Source organism: Bradyrhizobium sp. (assembly GCF_019242285.1).
GTDB lineage: Bacteria > Pseudomonadota > Alphaproteobacteria > Rhizobiales > Xanthobacteraceae > Bradyrhizobium.
Map to the genome: position 1 here is coordinate 1 of NZ_JAFAVV010000795.1, position 18,281 is coordinate 18,281.

Consider the following 18,281-nt stretch of genomic DNA (forward strand, 5'->3'; position numbering starts at 1 on the left):
ACCTCACCCTCGACCTGGCGGGGCAGGCGCGCTTCGGGCCCGACGTCGAATGGGTCGACCACATCGACTACACGGTGGACCCGGCGCGATCGGAACGGTTCTATCCGGCGATCCGGAAATACTGGCCCGCGCTGCCCGACGGCGCGCTGATGCCGAGCTATTCCGGCATGCGGCCCAAGATCGTGCCGCCGGCCATCGCCTCGCAGGATTTCATGATCCAGGGTCCGCGCGACCATGGCGTCGACGGCTTGATCAATCTGTTCGGAATCGAGTCGCCCGGGCTGACGTCATCACTCGCGATCGCCGATCATGTCGGCGAGCTCGCGGGCGTATGATCTGTCGGCTGGCAAATCCGTCCGGTGGCGCGACTGGCGCAGCCGAACAACTGGATTTTGAGATCTTCCGTCGGCGAGGATGGGCACGGTTCGTCCATCCGCGCCGGCAGGAGCAATGTTCGCTAGTGCAGCGTTTCGCTAGTGCAGCGTATTGTCGATCGAATGCTTCAACCGCTCGATCTCGTCCTTCACCATCAACTTTCGGCGCTTCAACTCGGCTATTTCCAGGTCGTCCGTTGAAAGGTGCAGAAGGGCTTCGTGAAGCTCGTTCTCGAGCGACTTGTGTTTCCGCTCCAATTCAACGAGATGTGCCTGAATTGCCATTCGAAACCTCCTCGGTAGGATTGAACCTCAGATTCGACACGATCGCGGAGTGTACACGAGTTACTTGAACTGTCGATGGGTTCGGAAGAAGCACAAGTTCATATTTGAAACCACATGTGTAACGAAGCGTGAGTAGAATCGACTTCTCGCGCCGGCCTTACTAACTCGAACTTCGTAAGCCGCCTAACCTCTTGCATGGAGCGCGATTTTGCCGGCTTGCGGAGCAGCCCGCCAAGGACGATATTTCCCACAGCTTTTCACAACCATTCGCAATCTCATCGCGTTTTTCAGCTAAACTACATCATGACCAACGAGGATGAGCGCGAACTTCATGCTGAGCTGGCCCGGCTGCAGCAAGAGCACCGCGATCTCGACGCGGCGATCGATGCATTGCATCAATCGCCGGCTCCGGATTTGTTGCGGTTGCAACGGTTGAAGAAGCGCAAGCTGGCGCTGCGCGACCGCATCGCCTTCATCGAGGACCAGATCACCCCGGACATCATCGCCTGATACGCGAACGGGCGGCGCTATGTCGCAGCCGCGGGCAGGCAGGGGACGGCGTGGCGGTTCACTTGCTCCTCGTTCGGGAATGCGCTCCGGGTCCATTCGGACGTGCTGCGGATTTCCCGATTTCCGGCGAAACACCCTTGACTCTTTGAGAACAAAATAAGAACATTCGTCCTCTCGGCCTTCATCACCAGCTTCGGGGACCCGTCATGTCCACACCCTCGTTCGACCACAGCCATTACGAGCGCGCCTGCGACCAGGCAATCGCCATGTGCGACGGCAATCTGCGCAGCACCATCAAGGCGCTGATCATGGCCAACGAATATCTCGAAGCGGAGCTCGCCGAGTTGCAGGCGGCGGTTGCATCCGGCTGCATCCCAAGCTCGAACGCACTCGCGGACGCGGCAAGCGACGCGGCATGAACGGAGCACAGCCATGACCGACATCACCTACTATGTCGCGATGCCGTTCCTTCAGGACGACACCGGTGCGCCGGTCGCCGGCACCGCCGAGGAATGTCACAGCCAGGCGACCGCCCTCAGACGCGCGGAGATGCTGGCGCGGATGGCGGGGCATGTCGGCGCCGTGGCCTTCAGCCGCACCGGCGACCCGATGATCGGCGAGTTCAGCGAGGCAAGGCTGCTCAGGAAATTCGGTCAGGTGCCGGAGGACATCGGCGGGCTCTAAGCTACCCGTCCGCGGCGCGCCGCTCGTGCCGCCGCTGCGCCTTGCGCACATACATCGCGCTGTCGGCCCGCTCCAGCATGCGGGCGGCCTCGGCCTGCGCATCCAGGATGGCGACACCGGCGGACGCGCCGGTGGCCACCCTCCTGCCATCGAAGATGAAGGTGAGCTGATCGATCGACTGCTCCAGGGCGGCAGCCTTCGCCCGCGCATCGGTTTCGCTGAGGTTCCACAGCAGCACGGCGAACTCGTCGCCGCCGAGCCGCCCAACCACGTCGGAGGCTCGTACCTGCCTCATGATCGTGGCTGCGATCCCCTTCAGCACCTGGTCGCCCGCGGCATGCCCGAAGGCGTCGTTGATCGGCTTCAGGCGGTCGACGTCGAGAACGACCAGGGCGCCGCTCGCATGATACCGCTTGATGTAGGCGATGGCGCGGTCGAGCTCGCGCTCGAAACCGCGCCGGTTCGGAATGTCCAGCAGAAAGTCGGTATCGGCGACCAGCTGCAATAGCTCGATCTGCGCCCGGGCGACCGCCAGCTTGGTGTACAGCCGGCGAATGATGGTCTTGTCGGAGACTTTGCCCGGAGCCTTGGTAGAGGTCTTGGCACTGTCCGGCGGTGATGGCTGGGACGGTACGGATTTACGCGGCGCGAGCCGGCTGTTGCGAGAATTCGCGGCCCCTCGCGCGGCCGCCCGGACTTTCTTCTTCATGGCCCCTGCCATCTCGCATCCACGCCGTTTTCCCTCCGCGGCCTGATTTTATCGACCGGTCTGCCTTGCAAGGCTTGCTGCGATTCACCAAGACAGGATAGTGCATTCCCGCTTCCTCGGCATGCCTTGCCGCCATCAGGGGCGCACTTATAATCCAGGCATGTTCCTGGATTGCCGGGAAGAATTGAGCTCATGACCGCCTCTGTCGCCATCATCATGGGAAGCCAGTCCGACTGGGAGACCCTGCGCCACACCGCGGCGACGCTCGCCGAACTCGGCATACCCTGCGAAAAGCGCATCGTCTCCGCCCATCGCACCCCGGAACGGCTGTTCGCCTTCGCCAAGGGCGCCAAGGCGGCGGGCTTCAAGGTGATCATCGCAGGCGCCGGCGGGGCGGCGCACCTGCCGGGCATGACGGCGTCGCTGACCGAGCTTCCGGTGTTCGGCGTTCCCGTCGAGTCCAGGGCGCTGGCGGGCGTCGATTCGCTCTATTCCATCGTTCAGATGCCCGCGGGCGTGCCGGTCGGCACGCTCGCAATCGGCAAGGCCGGCGCCATCAACGCCGCGCTGCTCGCGGCCGCCGTGCTGGCGCTGAACGATACCGCGCTCGCAGGCCGGCTTGCCGCCTGGCGCCAGCAGCAGACCGACGCGGTCAAGGAGCGACCAGAGTGAAGGCCAACGGCAAGGTGACGCTGAAGCCGGGTGACACCATCGGAATCCTCGGCGGCGGACAGTTGGGCCGGATGCTCGCGATGGCGGCGGCGCGGCTTGGGCTGCGCTGCCAGGTCTTCGCGCCGGACCCTGATTCGGCCGCCTTCGATGTGGTGCAGCACGCGACCTGCGCCGAATATGCCGATGTCGAGGCGCTGGAACTGTTCGCCAATGACGTCGATATCATTACCTACGAATTCGAGAATGTTCCATCAGCGGCCGCGATGATCCTCGGCGCGCGGCGGCCGGTGCTCCCCGACCGCAAGATCCTGGAGACCACCCAGGATCGGCTGGCGGAAAAGGAGTTCATCGGAAAGCTCGGCATCGGCACCGCCGACTACGCCGACGTCGCCTCGGCTGCGGGCCTGCGGGCGGCGGCCGCGCGGATCGGGCTGCCAGCCGTGGTGAAGACGCGCCGCTTCGGCTACGACGGCAAGGGTCAGGCCATGCTGCGCGGGGGCGACGACATCGAGCGTGTCTGGACCGAGCTCGGCACCAACTCGGCAATCCTCGAGGCTTTCGTGCCGTTCGAGCGCGAAATCTCGGTGATCGCCGCGCGCTCGGCTGACGGCCAGGTCGAATGTTTCGACGTCACCGAGAACGAGCACCGCGACCATATCCTCAAGATATCCCGCGCTCCGGCCGCGATCCCACCGGAACTGGCCGATGAGGCCCGTTCGATCGCCGGGCGCATCGCCGGCGCGCTCGACTATGTCGGTGTACTCGCGGTCGAGATGTTCGTGCTGGCCGATGCCGGCGGGCGAAAAGTTCTGGTCAACGAGATCGCACCGCGGGTCCACAATTCCGGACATTGGACGCTGGATGGGGCCTCGATCTCGCAATTCGAGCAGCATATCCGCGCGATTGCCGGCTGGCCGCTCGGCAAGCCCGTCCGTCACGGCCATGTCACCATGACCAACCTGATCGGCGACGAGATCAAGGACTATGAGCGCTGGCTGACCGTTCCGGGCGCGACCGTGCACCTCTATGGCAAGGGCACGTCCCGCTCCGGCCGGAAGATGGGCCACGTGACCCGGGTCGAGCGGGCGCCGGGCGGGAGATCCGATCCCGCATAGGAGCCCCCGAGCCGGCCGGCCCGAGCCACCTGCGAAATCACGCCGGACCGGTGGACAATTCCATCATTGTCTGATACATCGCGCGCTCAGGCCAAGGGCGGGGCTTTTCCGCCACCCTTCGCTTTACCCGATTTCATCTGATCTACTGACAAAGAGGATACCGCGTGCAGGTTCTCGTCCGCGACAACAATGTCGATCAAGCCCTCAAGGCGCTGAAGAAGAAGATGCAGCGCGAGGGCATCTTCCGCGAGATGAAACTCCGCGGCCATTACGAGAAGCCCTCCGAGAAGAAGGCCCGCGAAAAGGCCGAAGCCGTGCGCCGTGCGCGCAAGCTCGCACGCAAGAAATTGCAGCGTGAGGGGCTGTTGCCGATGAAGCCGAAGCCGGCGTTCGGCGCAGGCGCGGCCGGTGATCGCGGCGCGGCCGGCGGACGCGGTGGCCCCGGCGCAGGCCCGCGCGGCCCACGCTGAGCCGAATCTCCTCCAACCGGGATTGACCAACGCGGACCGTCAGGTCCGCGTAATCATTTTGCTGGCTGCATTTTGCGATGTGCCGGGGTACGAATGGGCTCCGCGCGCGCGTGCTTCGCATCGATGGCCATGCTGGTCTTGCCACCTTCCTTCAGAGCTTCGCGCCGCAGCGGACGGGCCTGCGTTTCCGTTGTCTTGATCTCCCTTCTGTTGTCCGGCTGCTCGATCAACCTGGGATCGCTGACGCCGTCCTCGTCGCCAGAGGCCGAACCGGCCAAGCCGGCCTCCCCCCGCAATATCGCCTCGCTCACCGAGACCATCAGGAGCAACCCCGACGATCCGCGCGCCTACAACAGGCGCGGGATGCTGCTCGCCCAGGCCGGCAAGACCGATGAGGCGATGGCCGATTTCGACAAGGCGATCAGCCTCGACGCCAATTTCGGCAAAGCCTATGCCAATCGCGGCAAGCTGCATTGGGAGGCCGCACACCTCGACCAGGCGATGGCCGACTACGAGCACGCGATCGCGCTCGACGCCGGGGACGCCGCCGCCCATCTCGGCCGCGGCCTCGTCCACGGGGCCCGTGGCGAGCCCGTGCAGGCGCTCGAGGATTTCAACGAGGCCATCGTCCTCGCCCCCGACGATGCCGAGGCCTACTACAACCGCGGACTGCTCTACCAGAGCGAGGGGCAGCACTTGAATGCGATCGCCGACTTCACCACGGCGAGCGGGCTGGTGCCGCAGCACGCCGAACCGCTGCTGGCGCGCGCGCAGAGCTATCTTGCGCTCGACAGGGCCAGGGAGGCCGCCGCAGACCTCGACGAGGCGGTGCAGGACGGGCCGCAGAACGTCCAGACCTGGATCGCACGGGGCCAGGCCTATGAACGGCTCGGTGACAAGGCCAAGGCCGCCGTCTCCTACAGCCGCGCCGTCAACCTGCGGCCGCGCGACGAAGCGGCGCAAGCCGGGCTCGCGCGAGTAGGCGGCCGGGCGCGTCCGAGTTACGACCTGACGGCGCAACGGCGGCAGCCGGATCCGGAAAGAAATATGCCCCGCAACTAGAGCTTTTTCCGTTCCGATGGAATCGGAACGGAAGCTCCAGCTTGTTTGTTTTGACGCGTTTTCTCACGCGAACCGGTATCCACTTCGCTCGAAAAGGCGCTGGTGGGGCGGCTGCACCACAAGCGGCGGCCCAGCGCTAATCGGTGAATTGCTGCGAGCCGGCATTGCTCTGGTCGGTGTTGCGGCCGGGAATGACCGCCTGGAACATCGACTTGGCCGCGGTGAACATGTCCTCGGTGACCGTCTTGGTCCGCGACACGGCATTCGCCGCCTCGTTACGCAGATGGGCGAGCGGGCGCGGCGGCGGCGGAATTTCCGCCGGAGGAATCGGGCGGTTCGGATCAGCGGGCTGAACCGAGGCGGTATAGGGCGGGTTGGCCGCAGTCGCCTCGCTCTCCCCGGTCGGTCCGACCGTGATCGGAGGCGGCAGTGGCCGCAGGGTCTGGACGGCCGCGGTCCGCGGTGCTTCGGACGCGTGTGGCGGGTCCTGAAGGTGGGCGGCCTCCTGATGCGAGGCGTGGTCGCCGCTCGCACGCAGCCGCTCGATCGCGGCGCGGGCCAGATCATTGGCGTCGGGCGAGGCAGCAGCTTCCGCCGGCGGGGTCGTGACGGCCAGCGCAGGCGTCGCCTTCGCAACCGCCTTTTCCTTCTCGCGCGATGCAGGCGGGTTGCGGCGCGGCTCGGCCGGGGTGCTGGCTGCCTCCGCAGGCTTCTCGCCCTTGGTGTTCAGATCGATGACCCGCACATCCGCAGGCTTGACCTCGGCCGGCTTCTCGGCGGCGCGGTTCTCCAGCATGGCGCGCTCGGAGATGCCCTTGGCGGTGACACCGGGGGCCGGCGCATGGGCAGGGTCGGCGTCTGCCGATGGCTTGGTGTCGGCCGGCGACACCGTCACGGCGGGAGGCGTATCGGGCCTGTTGATGTAGTGGTTGACGATGTAGGCGCCGAGGACGGTCGCGGCCAGCGACGGCAGAATCTCCAATGTGAATTTCTTCAGATAATTCAGCATTCTGACCACTCCCGCCGCAGCTTTTTCCGGGAACTTTGCGGCGCATTAAGGGCGACCGTTCGCCGGTAGTTGAGTAAACGCTAAATTAATCCAGTAAACGAGGGCTTTACGGCTTCAGCTCAATCTCCAGGAAAACGATCTCGGACCCGGTCTCGTTGAGCACGTCATGCTCGACGCCCGCCTTGCGGAAATAGGACTTCCCGACCCCGAGCTGGGCCTTGGAGCGCGCGCCGTCCGGCGCCACGATGGTCATTTCGCCAGCGGTGACGGGAACGATCACGTAATCCATCTCGTGGATATGATGCCCAGTGGCGCTCCCCGGCGCCAGCCGCCATTCGGTGACGCGGACTTCGGGGGTATCCACCTGGACCTCGGACCTGGCGCTCAGCATGGCGGCTCGTCTCCGACTCCTCTGATCAGGGGACGAATACCATGAACCGAGATTGGCGACCCCCCATGTGAACCGTGGCTGAACCGCATGGCCGATCCCCCGGCTTTGACTGCGCCATCGGTGGGACGGGATTGAGCTTGCAACGGTTCGCCCTCGGCCCCATGGTATTCGTATGACCGCGACTGTAACCATTCCATCTTCTGCCGCCGAGGTGATCGCCGATCCCGCCGAGTTTCTGCGGGCGCTGCGCGCCGGGATGCCTGATTTCGACTACGGCGCCGCTGCGGCCTTGGCCGATGCTTTGGCCGAGGAGGAGATGCTTGGCGAGATGGTTTCTTTTACCAGTACGGTGACCGGGATTCACAACACGGTTTTCATTTCAACGAAGGCCGGTGTGCGGCGTGGCCCGCGCCTCAAGTTGGCAGTCAATCCGCCCACGCATTTCAGGGCCGATGGTGAGACGGCGTCCGTTACGTTCGAAGGTACGGCGGTGGCGGGCCATGTTTCTTCAGGGCTGCTCAGGCAAGTGCAAGCGTTCATCGAGCTCAACCGCGCTGTGCTGCTCGATTATTGGGAGCAGCGCATTTCCACCGATGAGCTGCGGGAACGGTTGAGACCGATTTGAGGGCCGCGTCCGCCCGGCTTACACCATGTGAGCGATGGCCGAACCGCATGGCCGGTCCGCCCTGCCCGGCCGTCAATCCTTCAAGGCGTCGATGAATTGTCGCGCCGCTTCGTGCGCGCCGAAATTGCCGAGGTCGTTGTGGCCGCCCTGGTCGAAGCGCACGAACTGCTTGGGCTCATGCGCCAGCGCAAACAGCCGCTCGCCGAAGGGAAGCGGGATGGTCTGATCGCGGGCCCCGTGCATGACCAGCACGGGCGCCGTGACCCCTGCGATCCACTCATCGGACGGAAACCGGTCCCTGACGAGATAGCGCACCGGGAAAAAGGGAAAGGCGGCAGCGCCGACGTCCGCGATCGAGGTGTAGGGCGCCTCGAGGATCAAACCGCCGACCGGATGGCGCGCGGCGGTCGCAACCGCCGGACCGGTGCCGAGTGAATGGCCCCAGGGCACGAGGCGTCGCGGCTCGTACAGCGCCGCGGCGAAGGCATAGGCCGCCTCCGCATCGGCGAGCAGGCCTTTCTCGCTCGGGCTGCCGCTCGAGCCCGCATAGCCGCGATAGGCAAGTGCGAGGAGCCCGGTGCCGTCAGCCGTGATGGCGCGAAAGCGGCCGACCAGGTAGGCCAGCGCGTCACCATTGCCGTGGAAATACAGCACCACGTGATGGCCCGGCCGGGCCGCGACGTGCCAGACGATCACCCGCTCGCCATCCGAGGTCGTGAGCACATGTTCCTCGGCCTGCGGGAGGCCGGCGGCTCCGGGCGCCGTGCGCAAGGTGGTCGGGACGGGATAGAGGATCGTGCGCTGGGTCAGGTAAAGCGTGACCAAGGCGCCGAAATAGCCGAGCGCGGCAAGACCGAGGAGCCATTTCAGCACGATCATGGGTGCATGGCCGGCATCCGTGCGCCTATCGCTTGCGGCTCTTGATCAGCGCTTCGATCTCTTTCCTGATGCTCTCCGGGATGGCGCGGCAGCCACAGGCCGACGCATGCGCGGCGTGCCATTGGACGCGCTGCTGCCGCGTCGCCCTGGGCGGCATGCGATGGAGCCGATGCCACTCCCTGTTCAGCACCACGGGCTCACATCCCCTTGACGATGCTCTCGGTCATCTTCTTCGCGTCGCCCAACAGCATCATGGTGTTATCGCGATAGAACAAGGGATTGTCGATGCCGGCGTAACCGGAGGCCAGCGAGCGCTTGATGAACATCACGGTGCCGGCTTTCCAGACCTGCAGCACCGGCATGCCGTAGATCGGCGAGGACTTGTCCTCTTCGGCGGCCGGGTTGGTGACGTCGTTGGCGCCGATCACGAAGGCGACGTCGGCCTGCGCGAACTCGGAATTGATGTCCTCCAGCTCGAACACCTCGTCATAGGGCACGTTGGCCTCGGCCAGCAGCACATTCATGTGGCCGGGCATGCGGCCCGCCACCGGATGAATGGCGTATTTGACCTCGACCCCCTCCTTCTTGAGGTTGTCGGCCATCTCGCGCAGCGCGTGCTGGGCCTGCGCCACCGCCATGCCGTAGCCGGGCACGATGATCACCTTCTGCGCATTCTTCATGATGAAGGCCGCGTCGTCCGCCGAGCCGAGCTTTACGGGCCGCGCCTCGCCGGTGCCGCCGGCGGCCGCGGCGGTCTCGCCGCCGAAGCCGCCAAGGATGACCGAGATGAAGGAGCGGTTCATCGCGTGGCACATGATGTAGGACAGAATCGCGCCCGACGAGCCGACCAGCGCGCCGGTGATGATCAAGGCCGAATTGCCGAGCGTGAAGCCGATGCCGGCGGCGGCCCAGCCGGAATAGGAATTGAGCATCGAGATCACGACCGGCATGTCGGCGCCGCCGATCGGGATGATCATCAGCACGCCGAGCGCCAGTGCGATGATCGTGATCAGCCAGAAGTCGATCGCGCTGCCGGTCAGCACCAGGCCGACGATGAACACGACGAGCGCGATGGCGAGCACGATGTTGATGACATGCCGCGCCGGCAGGATGATCGGCGCGCCGCTCATCCGGGCGGAGAGCTTCAGGAACGCGATCACCGAGCCGGTGAAGGTCAGGGCGCCGATGGCGACGCCGAGCGACATCTCGACCAGGCTCTGCGGATGGATATCGCCGGGCGTGCCGATGTCGAAGGCCTCGGGCGCGTAGAACGCGCCGGCCGCGACCAGCACCGCGGCCATGCCGACCAGCGAATGGAAGGCGGCGACCAGCTCGGGCATCGAGGTCATCGGCACGCGGCGGGCGATCACCGCGCCGATCGTCCCGCCGATCGCGACGCCGAGAATCACGAGCAGCCAGGCGATGCCGTCCGCCGGCGGATGGCTCGCCAGCGTGGTCGCGACCGCGATCGCCATGCCGGCCATGCCGAGCAGGTTGCCGCGGCGGCTGGAGGCCGGGCTCGACAAGCCGCGCAGCGACAGGATGAACAGCACCCCCGCGACGAGATAGAGCAGTGCAGACAGATTGGCGTTCATCTCAGGCCCTCATGTTTCCCGTCATCCTGAGCGCGCGCTCACTTCGTCTTCTTCTTGTACATCGCAAGCATGCGCTGGGTGACCAGGAAGCCGCCGAAAATGTTCACGCAGGCGAAGATCAGCGCGACGAAGCCGAAGCCGCGCGCCCAGGCACTGCCCGACGAGATCATGCCGACGCCGACCGCGAGCAGCGCGCCGACCACGATCACCGAGGAGATCGCGTTGGTCACCGACATCAGCGGCGTGTGCAGCGCCGGCGTCACCGACCACACCACGAAATAGCCCACGAACACCGCGAGCACGAAGATCGACAGCCGGAAGACGAAGGGATCGACGACTTGGGCAACGTGCTCCATGGCTTGTCTCCTTTACGCCTTCGGCTGGAAGTTCGGATGGATCACCGCGCCGTCCCTGGTCAATGCGGTGGCCTTGACCAGCTCGTCGTCCCAGTTCACCGCCAGCGCCTTGGTCTGCTTGTCGACCAGCGTCTCGATGAACGACAGCAGGTTGCGGGCATAGAGGCCGGAGGCCGAGGCCGCGACGCGGCCGGCGAGGTTCGGGAAGCCGACGATCTTGACACCGTCGACCTCGGTGGTCTCGCCGCTCCTGACGCCCTCGACATTGCCGCCGCGCTCGACCGCGAGGTCGACCAGCACCGAGCCGGGCTTCATCGTCCTGACCATGTCGAGCGAGACCAGCCGCGGCGCCGGCCGGCCCGGAATCAGGGCGGTGGTGATGATGACGTCCTGTTTCTTGATGTGCTCGGCCGTCAACGCCGCCTGCTTGGCCTGATACTCCTTCGACATCTCCTTGGCGTAGCCGCCGGCGGTCTCGGCCTGCTTGAACTCCTCGTCCTCGACGGCGAGGAATTTTGCGCCAAGGCTCTCCACCTGCTCCTTCACCGCGGGCCGCACGTCGGTCGCGGTGACGACCGCGCCCAGCCGCCGCGCGGTTGCAATGGCCTGCAAGCCGGCGACGCCGACGCCCATCACGAACACCTTGGCAGCCGGAACGGTGCCTGCCGCCGTCATCATCATCGGAAAGGCGCGGCCGAAGGCTTCCGCGGCCTCGATCACGGCGCGATAGCCGGCGAGATTGGCCTGGCTCGACAGCACGTCCATCACCTGGGCCCGGGTGATGCGCGGCATCAGCTCCATCGCGAAGGCGGAGACGCCGGCATCGGCCATGGTCTTCAGCGCCGCATCATGGCCGTAGGGGTCCATGATCGCGATCACCAGCGCGCCACGCTTGTAATTGGCGAGCTCGGACGCCTCCGGCCGCTTCACCTTGATGACGATCTCGGCGTCCTTGACCGCGTCGGCGGCGACGGTCGCTCCGGCAGCGGTAAATTCGGAGTCCGGCAGGCCCGACTTGAGGCCCGCGCCCGGCTCGACCGCGACATCGACGCCGAGCGCCTTGAACTTCTTCACGGTGTCGGGCGACGCCGCCACCCGTGGTTCGGACGGATCGATTTCCTTGGCGACGGCAATCTTCATGAGGCCTCCGGCGAGCAGAGTGCGCGCGTGACCAGGCTGGCGCTGTTTCCGCGGGGATGGACACCGGGTATGTGCCCGGCGTTTGGGCGAAATTCAGGCGTCGCGCGGCAGCGCTGCACGATCAAGGGATCGATCAGGTCAGGAAGATCGCCATCAGGATCAGAATGATGACGACCGTGCCCGTTCCGTATTTCACGAGCTTGATGAAGCCCTCATAGGTTGCTTCGTGCGCGGGGTAGTCGTTGCCGTCCGCGGTCGTGTAGGCCACTTCGCTGTGCTCTGCCATGGTCGTCCCCAGTCGATGATCGATTGTCGCGTGAATTAGCGCAAAGCCGGCGACAGGGCAACGCCACCCTCCCCCCGCAGCATCCCTATCGGGTCATTTGGACGGCCGATCGTCGGGGTCTTAAGCTCAGCCCATGGCCTCCAATTCGTCGATCATGCCGGAGACGACCGACAGCCCGCCGTCCCAGAACTTCGGATCCTTGGCGTCGAGCCCGAACGGCTTCAGCAATTCCGAATAGTGCTTGGTGCCGCCCGCCGACAGCATCGCGAGGTAGCGCTCCGCGAACCCCTCCGCCGCGCGCTCATAGACCGCATAGAGCGAGTTCACGAGGCAATCCCCGAACGCATAGGCGTAGACGTAGAACGGGGAATGGATGAAATGCGGGATGTACATCCAGAAGTTCTCGTAGCCCGGCTTGATCTCGATCGCAGGACCCAAGCTCTCGCCCTGCACCGAGAGCCAGAGCTGGCCGATCCGCTCGGCGGTCAACTCGCCGTTCTTGCGCTCGGTGTGCACCGCGCGCTCGAAGGCGTAGAACGCGATCTGGCGCACCACCGTGTTGATCATGTCCTCGACCTTGCCGGCGAGCAGCGCCTGGCGCTGCTTCGCGCTTCTGGTCTCGGACAAGAGCCGCCTGAAGGTCAGCATCTCGCCGAACACGCTCGCAGTCTCCGCCAGCGTCAGCGGCGTCGGCGCCATCAGCGCGCCGTTTCTGGCCGCCAACACCTGGTGGACGCCGTGGCCGAGCTCATGGGCCAGCGTCATCACGTCGCGCGGCTTGCCCTGGTAGTTCATCAGCACATAGGGATGCGCCGACGGCGTGGTCGGGTGCGAGAATGCGCCCGGCGCCTTGCCAGGCCTGACCGGCGCATCGATCCAGCGGTCGGTGAAGAAACGCTCGGCGATCTCGGCCATCTCCGCCGAGAAGCCGCGATAGGCGGTCAGCACCATGCTGCGGGCTTCCGGCCAGGCGATCACGCCGGTCGCGGCGAACGGCAGCGGCGCGTTGCGGTCCCAGTGCGGGAGCTTCTTCTTTTTGAACCAGCCGGCCTTCAGCCGATAGTAGCGGTGCGACAGCCGCGGATAGGCCGCGCGCACGGAGGCCACCAGCGCGTCCACGACCTCGCGCTCGACGCGGTTGTTGAGGTGGCGCGAATCCGCCACGTCCTGGAAGCCGCGCCAGCGGTCGGAGATGTCCTTGTCCTTCGCCAGCGTGTTGGTGACGAGCGCGAAGGTCCGCTCATTGGACTTGAAGGTCTTGGCGAGCGCTTCGGCCGCCGCCTTGCGCTTCGCCCCGTCGCGGTCCTGCAGCAGGTTGAGCGTCGGCTCGATCGCGAGCTCCTTGCCTGACACCTTGAACCGCAGGGTCGAGATGGTCTGGTCGAACAGCCGGTTCCAGGCCGAATAGCCGGTCTGCGCCTTTTCGTGGAAGAGCTGCTCGACCCGGTCCTCGAGCTGGTAGGGCCTGTCCTTGCGCAGATCCTCGATCCAGGGGCGGTAGTGATCCAGCGCCGGCGCCTGCATCGCGCGCGCGATCACGGCGTCGTCGATGCGGTTGAGCTCCAGCGCGAAGAACAGCAGATGGGTCGAGGCCGCCGTCAGGCGCTCGGACACGTCGCCATAGAACTTCGAGATCCCGGGATCGAGGCTGTCGCCGGCGTGGACCAGGCCCGCATAGGAACCGAGCCGGCCGGCGAGGTCGTCGATCGCCTCGTAGCGCCTCACCGCCTCGGCCAGCCACGCGCCGCCCTCCTCGCGTGCCGTGTAGTCGGCGAGCTTGCCCTTGTAGTCGGTCTCAAACGCGACGCATTCCGCATCCATCTTCGCAAGGTCGCTCGCGACCTCGGGCGCATCGATGCCGGAATAGAGATCGGCGAGATTCCATTCCGGCAGCCTGCCGCCCTCGCCCGGGCTTTTCGACTTGCCGGCTGATTTCTTGCCGGCCGGCTTCGGCTTGCGGAGGGCGGACGTGGCGCGCGAAGTCATCTTGTTCAAAACCTGGGTTCAACGGGAGCGGACGTTGGGCGGGACGGCAAGGTTTAAGAGTGCGTTAATCGGCATCGGCGACAGTGCCCCGATTCGAGACAGATAGTCGGAGTACGGGAAATACGCCATGGCTGCGAGCATTTTGATCGTCGATGATGATCCGATCCAGCGTCGCCTGGTCGAGAACATGGTGCAGAAATGCGGCTACGAATCGATCGCCGTCGACAGCGGCGATGCCGCGATCGCCATGCTGACCGGGCCGGACGGGGCGACGGTCGACGCGGTCGTGCTCGACCTCGTGATGCCGGGCCTCGACGGCATGGGCGTGCTGGCGAGGCTTCGCGAGGCCGGCGTCGATATTCCCGTGATCGTGCAGACCGCCCATGGCGGCATCGACAATGTCGTCTCCGCGATGCGCGCCGGCGCCCAGGATTTCGTGGTGAAGCCGGTCGGCATGGAGCGGTTGCAGGTCTCGCTGCGCAACGCGCTCAACACCTCGGCGCTGAAGGGCGAGTTGCAGCGCATCCGCCACAGCCGCGAAGGCCGGCTGACCTTCTCCGACATCATCACCCGCAGCGAGGCGATGGCGCAGGTCATGCGCACCGCGCGCAAGGCGGCCGCCTCCGCCATTCCGGTGCTGATCGAAGGCGAGTCCGGCGTCGGCAAGGAATTGTTCGCCCGCGCCATCCATGGCAGCGGCGAGCGACGCGCGAAACCGTTCGTGGCGGTCAATTGCGGCGCGATTCCGGACAACCTCGTGGAGTCGATCCTGTTCGGTCACGAGAAGGGCGCGTTCACCGGCGCGACCGAACGCCACATGGGCAAGTTCGTCGAAGCTTCCGGCGGGACGCTGTTCCTGGACGAGGTCTCCGAGCTGCCGCTGACCGCCCAGGTCAAGCTGCTGCGCGCACTGCAGGAAGGCGCGGTGGAGGCGGTCGGCGGGCGCAAGCCCGTGAAGGTCGACGTCCGCATCGTCTCCGCGACCAACCGCAAGCTGCTCGATCGGGTCAAGAGCGGCCACTTCCGCGAGGACCTGTTCTACCGCCTCCACGTGCTGCCGCTGACGGTGCCGCCGCTGCGCGCGCGCCGGGAGGACATACCACATCTCTTGCGGCACTTTCTCGCCCGCTTCGCCGCGGAGGAGAATCGCACCATCACCGGCATCAGCGGCGAGGCTATGGCCCATCTCACCCAGCTCGAATGGCCGGGCAACATCCGCCAGCTCGAGAACGCGGTCTATCGCGCGGTCGTCATCAGCGACGGCGACCAGCTCGGCCTGACCGACTTCCCGCTGGTCTCGGCTCAATCACCCATCGGCACCGAGAGCACGGCCGAGCCGCTGGTCGTCTCGGCTCCGCTGCATCTCGCCTCGCCCTCCGTCGTCTCAGGCAGTGAGATTCCGATCGCCCCGCTCTCCGCCAACGGAACGCTGGCGGTGCTGACCCCGTCCGGCGAGGTCCGCCCCCTCGATGAGCTCGAGCACGAGATCATCCGCTTCGCGATCTCGCACTATCGCGGCCAGATGTCGGAGGTCGCCCGCCGGCTGAAGATCGGGCGTTCCACGCTTTACCGGAAGCTCGACGAGGCGGCTGCGCAGGATGCAACCACGGGCGGCATCGAGAGCGCCGAGTAGCGCCGTGAGCGACCGACCGGGACGTCCTGCGGTCGAGACCGAGAAAGCCAGGTGGATCAGCGGTTTCGGAACACATGAACCGTTGCGCGCCGGTGACAGACAAAGGCGGTGGCGCGTGGCACAAGCGCGGGATCGGTCGCAAATGGGTACCTTCGGTGTCAGTTTGTCGTGAGCGGTCCGGGTCGCGCTGGCCGCAAAACCGACGCATGTATATCGTCTGTGTATGAATCGTGGCGTACAGACGTATTGATTTCAACTGGCCCGCGCCGGGGCAACTTTAACCACCCGAGGGGTGCGACTATGCGAGACTGTCTGAACAACCGTGGCGGATTTGAGCGCGTCCTGATGGCGGTCGCGGCAACCTTCCTCACGGTGTCCGCGACCTCGGCGATGGCGCAGGGGAATGATGCGCGTTCGAGCGCCGCGGAATTGGCGATCGATGCAGCGATCCCGCGCCCGGAGCCCGCCAATGTGCCGCCGCCGACTGCGGCTGACATCAAGGCGGATAGCTCGCCGGCCGCGCCGGCAAAGGCCGACGGCAAGCCGGCCGACGTTACCACCGCCACGCCCGCGCTCGACACGTTCAAGGCCCTTACGATCAAGACCGATACCGCGGCAGCACCAGCCGTTCCCGCCGCCGCGCCCATGGCTCCTGCCGCCGCCCCCGCAGAACCGCCGAAGGACATCGCCAAGGAGCCGGCGCAGGAGCCCGCCAAGGCTGCCAGCAACGTGCTGCCGGCCGATCAGCCCGTCGCCGACAAGATCAAGGAATTGCTGGCCGGCAAGCCGCTGCGCTATTTCGACCGCAAGGCCGAGAAGACCGCGGTCGACAAGTTCTATGGTGGACGTGACTTCGCGCCGATCTGGACCCAGGCCGGCGGCCTCACCGACAGCGCGCGTGGCGCTATCGCCCGCCTCAAGGACGCGGCCGCGGACGGCCTCAACGCCGCTGATTATCCCGTACCGGATTTCGCCGCCGCGACCTCCCCGGACGCGCTGGCCGAGGCCGACCTCAGGCTGACCAATAGCGTGCTGGACTATGCGCGCCAGGCGCAGAGCGGCCGGATGCACTGGTCGCAGGTCTCCGCCGACATCCAGTATCCGGAGCATCCGACCGATCCGACCGAGGTTTTGACCAACGTCTCGACCGCGAAGGACGCCTCCGCTGCGCTCGACCATTACAACCCGCCGCAGAAGCTGTACCAGGCGCTGAAGAAGAAGCTTGCCGAACTCCGCGGCGAGAGCGGCGGCCCGGTGGTCACGATCGACAAGGGCCCTGTGCTGAAATACACGCCGCCGCGCAAGAAGCAGCCGGCCGAGGCGGTGATGCAGGATCCGCGGGTGCCGCAACTGCGCGCCAAGCTCGGCGTCGAGAACGCCGACGACGACCATTACGACGCCAAGGTCGCGGCCGCCGTCGAGCGATTCCAGGAAGGCGTCGACCTGAAGTCCACCGGGGCGCTCGACGACCGCACCGTGGCAGCGCTCAACAGCCCGAAGCGGGACAAGCAGATCGACACCGTGATCGTCAACATGGAACGCTGGCGCTGGCTGCCGCGCGACCTCGGTTCGCCGGCGATCGGCGACGCCTATGTCATTCTGAACATTCCGGACTACACGCTGAAGGTGATGCAGCACGGCGCCCAGGTCTGGACCACGCGCGTGGTGACCGGAAAGCCGGGCATCCACGCCACCCCGCTGCTCAGCGAGACGATGAAGTTCATCACGGTCAACCCGACCTGGAACGTGCCGCCGTCGATCATCTACAACGAATATCTGCCGGCTCTGCAGCAGGATCCGACCGTGCTGGAGCGGATGGGGCTCAGGCTCGAGCACGCCCGCGACGGCTCGATTCACATCTCGCAGCCGCCGGGCGAGGCCAATGCGCTCGGCCGCGTCCGCTTCAATTTCCCCAACAAGTTCCTGGTCTATCAGCACGACACCCCGGACAAGTACCTGTTCGAGAAGAGCGAGCGCGCCTACAGCCATGGCTGCATGCGGGTGCAGTATCCGGACCAGTACGCCGCCGTGTTGCTCAACATCACCGAGCCGAACCAGCACTGGTCGCCGGAAAGGATCCGCGGGATGTACGGCTCGAGCGAGATCGACCTCAAATTCCCGACGCCGATCCCGGTCAATATCACCTACCAGACCGCGTTCGTGGACGATGCCGGCAAGCTGCAAATTCGCAGGGACGTCTACGGCCGCGATGCCGAGATGATCTCGATGCTCCGCAACTCCCGCGGCAAGGACCTGGAGAACGTGGTCGCACACGCGCAGCCGAGCTACTCGCGGCCGCCGGGCTCGGGCCTGCCACCGGGCGTCAACTTCGCCAGCGACAACTCCTCGTCCTTCTCGTCGGGAGGGCCGTCGTTCTTCGAACGGCTGTTCGGTGGGCCGCCGACGCCCCCCGCCCCCATCGGCCGGCGTCCGCAGCCACGGCGGATATTCACCCGCTAGGGCGTCCGCTCAGACGGATTTCGTAGAAAAAACAATGGCC

21 protein-coding genes are annotated in these 18,281 nt (G+C 65.8%); 11 read left to right on the plus strand and 10 right to left on the minus strand.

Features of this window, described 5'->3' with window-relative positions; genetic code table 11:
- Window positions 1-335: FAD-dependent oxidoreductase (locus JOY90_RS32355; RefSeq protein WP_291695156.1), on the plus strand; the 335-nt coding region annotated here is incomplete at its 5' end.
- A gap of 138 nt (window positions 336-473) precedes the next feature.
- Here JOY90_RS32355 and JOY90_RS32360 read toward each other — a convergent pair.
- Window positions 474-659 (minus strand): DUF465 domain-containing protein, encoded by a 186-nt coding sequence (locus tag JOY90_RS32360; protein ID WP_291695157.1) that lies wholly within the window; start codon window positions 657-659, stop codon window positions 474-476.
- Window positions 660-962: 303 nt separating this feature from the next.
- Here JOY90_RS32360 and JOY90_RS32365 point away from each other — a divergent pair, with 303 nt between their 5' ends.
- From JOY90_RS32365 to JOY90_RS32375, 3 genes are all read left to right on the plus strand, one after another.
- Window positions 963-1,169: a DUF465 domain-containing protein gene (locus tag JOY90_RS32365; protein WP_291695202.1), complete on the plus strand. Its 207-nt coding sequence runs from the start codon at window positions 963-965 to the stop codon at window positions 1,167-1,169.
- Window positions 1,170-1,375: 206 nt separating this feature from the next.
- The gene (locus JOY90_RS32370) at window positions 1,376-1,588 is read left to right on the plus strand and encodes a hypothetical protein (protein WP_291695158.1); all 213 of its coding nucleotides are present in this window, start codon (window positions 1,376-1,378) and stop codon (window positions 1,586-1,588) included.
- Between the two features lie 13 nt (window positions 1,589-1,601).
- Window positions 1,602-1,853 carry a hypothetical protein gene (locus tag JOY90_RS32375; RefSeq protein ID WP_291695159.1) on the plus strand — a complete coding sequence of 84 codons (252 nt, stop codon included), beginning with the start codon at window positions 1,602-1,604 and terminating at the stop codon, window positions 1,851-1,853.
- Window position 1,854: 1 nt separating this feature from the next.
- Here the strand turns inward: JOY90_RS32375 and JOY90_RS32380 are convergent, their stop codons facing one another.
- Window positions 1,855-2,562, minus strand: coding sequence for a GGDEF domain-containing protein (locus JOY90_RS32380; RefSeq protein WP_291695160.1), 708 nt, complete (start codon window positions 2,560-2,562; stop codon window positions 1,855-1,857).
- Between the two features lie 192 nt (window positions 2,563-2,754).
- On the opposite strand from JOY90_RS32380, the gene purE reads away from it, so the two are divergent.
- From purE to JOY90_RS32400, 4 genes are all read left to right on the plus strand, one after another.
- On the plus strand, window positions 2,755-3,234 hold the full coding sequence (gene purE / locus JOY90_RS32385) for a 5-(carboxyamino)imidazole ribonucleotide mutase (RefSeq protein WP_291695161.1): 480 nt from the start codon (window positions 2,755-2,757) through the stop codon (window positions 3,232-3,234).
- The gene (locus JOY90_RS32390) at window positions 3,231-4,349 is read left to right on the plus strand and encodes a 5-(carboxyamino)imidazole ribonucleotide synthase (protein WP_291695162.1); all 1,119 of its coding nucleotides are present in this window, start codon (window positions 3,231-3,233) and stop codon (window positions 4,347-4,349) included. Before purE ends, JOY90_RS32390 begins: the two co-directional genes overlap by 4 nt.
- Before the next feature lie 164 nt (window positions 4,350-4,513).
- The gene (gene rpsU / locus JOY90_RS32395; protein WP_291695163.1) at window positions 4,514-4,819 is read left to right on the plus strand and encodes a 30S ribosomal protein S21; all 306 of its coding nucleotides are present in this window, start codon (window positions 4,514-4,516) and stop codon (window positions 4,817-4,819) included.
- 195 nt (window positions 4,820-5,014) lie between these two features.
- Window positions 5,015-5,881 carry a tetratricopeptide repeat protein gene (locus tag JOY90_RS32400; protein WP_291695164.1) on the plus strand — a complete coding sequence of 289 codons (867 nt, stop codon included), beginning with the start codon at window positions 5,015-5,017 and terminating at the stop codon, window positions 5,879-5,881.
- A gap of 136 nt (window positions 5,882-6,017) precedes the next feature.
- On the opposite strand, the gene JOY90_RS32405 is transcribed toward JOY90_RS32400, so the two are convergent.
- Both JOY90_RS32405 and JOY90_RS32410 read right to left on the minus strand, forming a co-directional pair.
- Entirely contained in the window at window positions 6,018-6,890 is an 873-nt protein-coding gene (locus JOY90_RS32405) for a hypothetical protein (protein ID WP_291695165.1), read from the minus strand.
- Between the two features lie 106 nt (window positions 6,891-6,996).
- Window positions 6,997-7,281: a cupin domain-containing protein gene (locus JOY90_RS32410; RefSeq protein ID WP_291695166.1), complete on the minus strand. Its 285-nt coding sequence runs from the start codon at window positions 7,279-7,281 to the stop codon at window positions 6,997-6,999.
- 172 nt (window positions 7,282-7,453) lie between these two features.
- On the opposite strand from JOY90_RS32410, the gene JOY90_RS32415 reads away from it, so the two are divergent.
- Complete coding sequence (locus tag JOY90_RS32415; protein WP_291695167.1) at window positions 7,454-7,906, plus strand: hypothetical protein; 453 nt, start codon at window positions 7,454-7,456, stop codon at window positions 7,904-7,906.
- Between the two features lie 72 nt (window positions 7,907-7,978).
- On the opposite strand, the gene JOY90_RS32420 is transcribed toward JOY90_RS32415, so the two are convergent.
- From JOY90_RS32420 to JOY90_RS32445, 6 genes are all read right to left on the minus strand, one after another.
- Window positions 7,979-8,785: an alpha/beta hydrolase gene (locus JOY90_RS32420; RefSeq protein ID WP_291695168.1), complete on the minus strand. Its 807-nt coding sequence runs from the start codon at window positions 8,783-8,785 to the stop codon at window positions 7,979-7,981.
- Window positions 8,786-8,982: 197 nt separating this feature from the next.
- The gene (locus JOY90_RS32425; protein WP_291695169.1) at window positions 8,983-10,380 is read right to left on the minus strand and encodes an NAD(P)(+) transhydrogenase (Re/Si-specific) subunit beta; all 1,398 of its coding nucleotides are present in this window, start codon (window positions 10,378-10,380) and stop codon (window positions 8,983-8,985) included.
- A 38-nt stretch (window positions 10,381-10,418) separates the two neighbouring features.
- Window positions 10,419-10,736 carry a proton-translocating transhydrogenase family protein gene (locus JOY90_RS32430; RefSeq protein ID WP_291695170.1) on the minus strand — a complete coding sequence of 106 codons (318 nt, stop codon included), beginning with the start codon at window positions 10,734-10,736 and terminating at the stop codon, window positions 10,419-10,421.
- Window positions 10,737-10,748: 12 nt separating this feature from the next.
- Entirely contained in the window at window positions 10,749-11,876 is a 1,128-nt protein-coding gene (locus JOY90_RS32435) for a Re/Si-specific NAD(P)(+) transhydrogenase subunit alpha (protein ID WP_291695171.1), read from the minus strand.
- A 133-nt stretch (window positions 11,877-12,009) separates the two neighbouring features.
- Complete coding sequence (locus JOY90_RS32440) at window positions 12,010-12,162, minus strand: aa3-type cytochrome c oxidase subunit IV (protein WP_291695172.1); 153 nt, start codon at window positions 12,160-12,162, stop codon at window positions 12,010-12,012.
- 126 nt (window positions 12,163-12,288) lie between these two features.
- Window positions 12,289-14,148, minus strand: coding sequence for a M3 family oligoendopeptidase (locus tag JOY90_RS32445; protein ID WP_291695173.1), 1,860 nt, complete (start codon window positions 14,146-14,148; stop codon window positions 12,289-12,291).
- A 127-nt stretch (window positions 14,149-14,275) separates the two neighbouring features.
- Here JOY90_RS32445 and JOY90_RS32450 point away from each other — a divergent pair, with 127 nt between their 5' ends.
- Window positions 14,276-15,781, plus strand: coding sequence for a sigma-54 dependent transcriptional regulator (locus JOY90_RS32450; protein ID WP_291695174.1), 1,506 nt, complete (start codon window positions 14,276-14,278; stop codon window positions 15,779-15,781).
- Between the two features lie 300 nt (window positions 15,782-16,081).
- Complete coding sequence (locus tag JOY90_RS32455) at window positions 16,082-18,241, plus strand: L,D-transpeptidase family protein (protein WP_291695175.1); 2,160 nt, start codon at window positions 16,082-16,084, stop codon at window positions 18,239-18,241.
- Window positions 18,242-18,281: the final 40 nt, after the last annotated feature.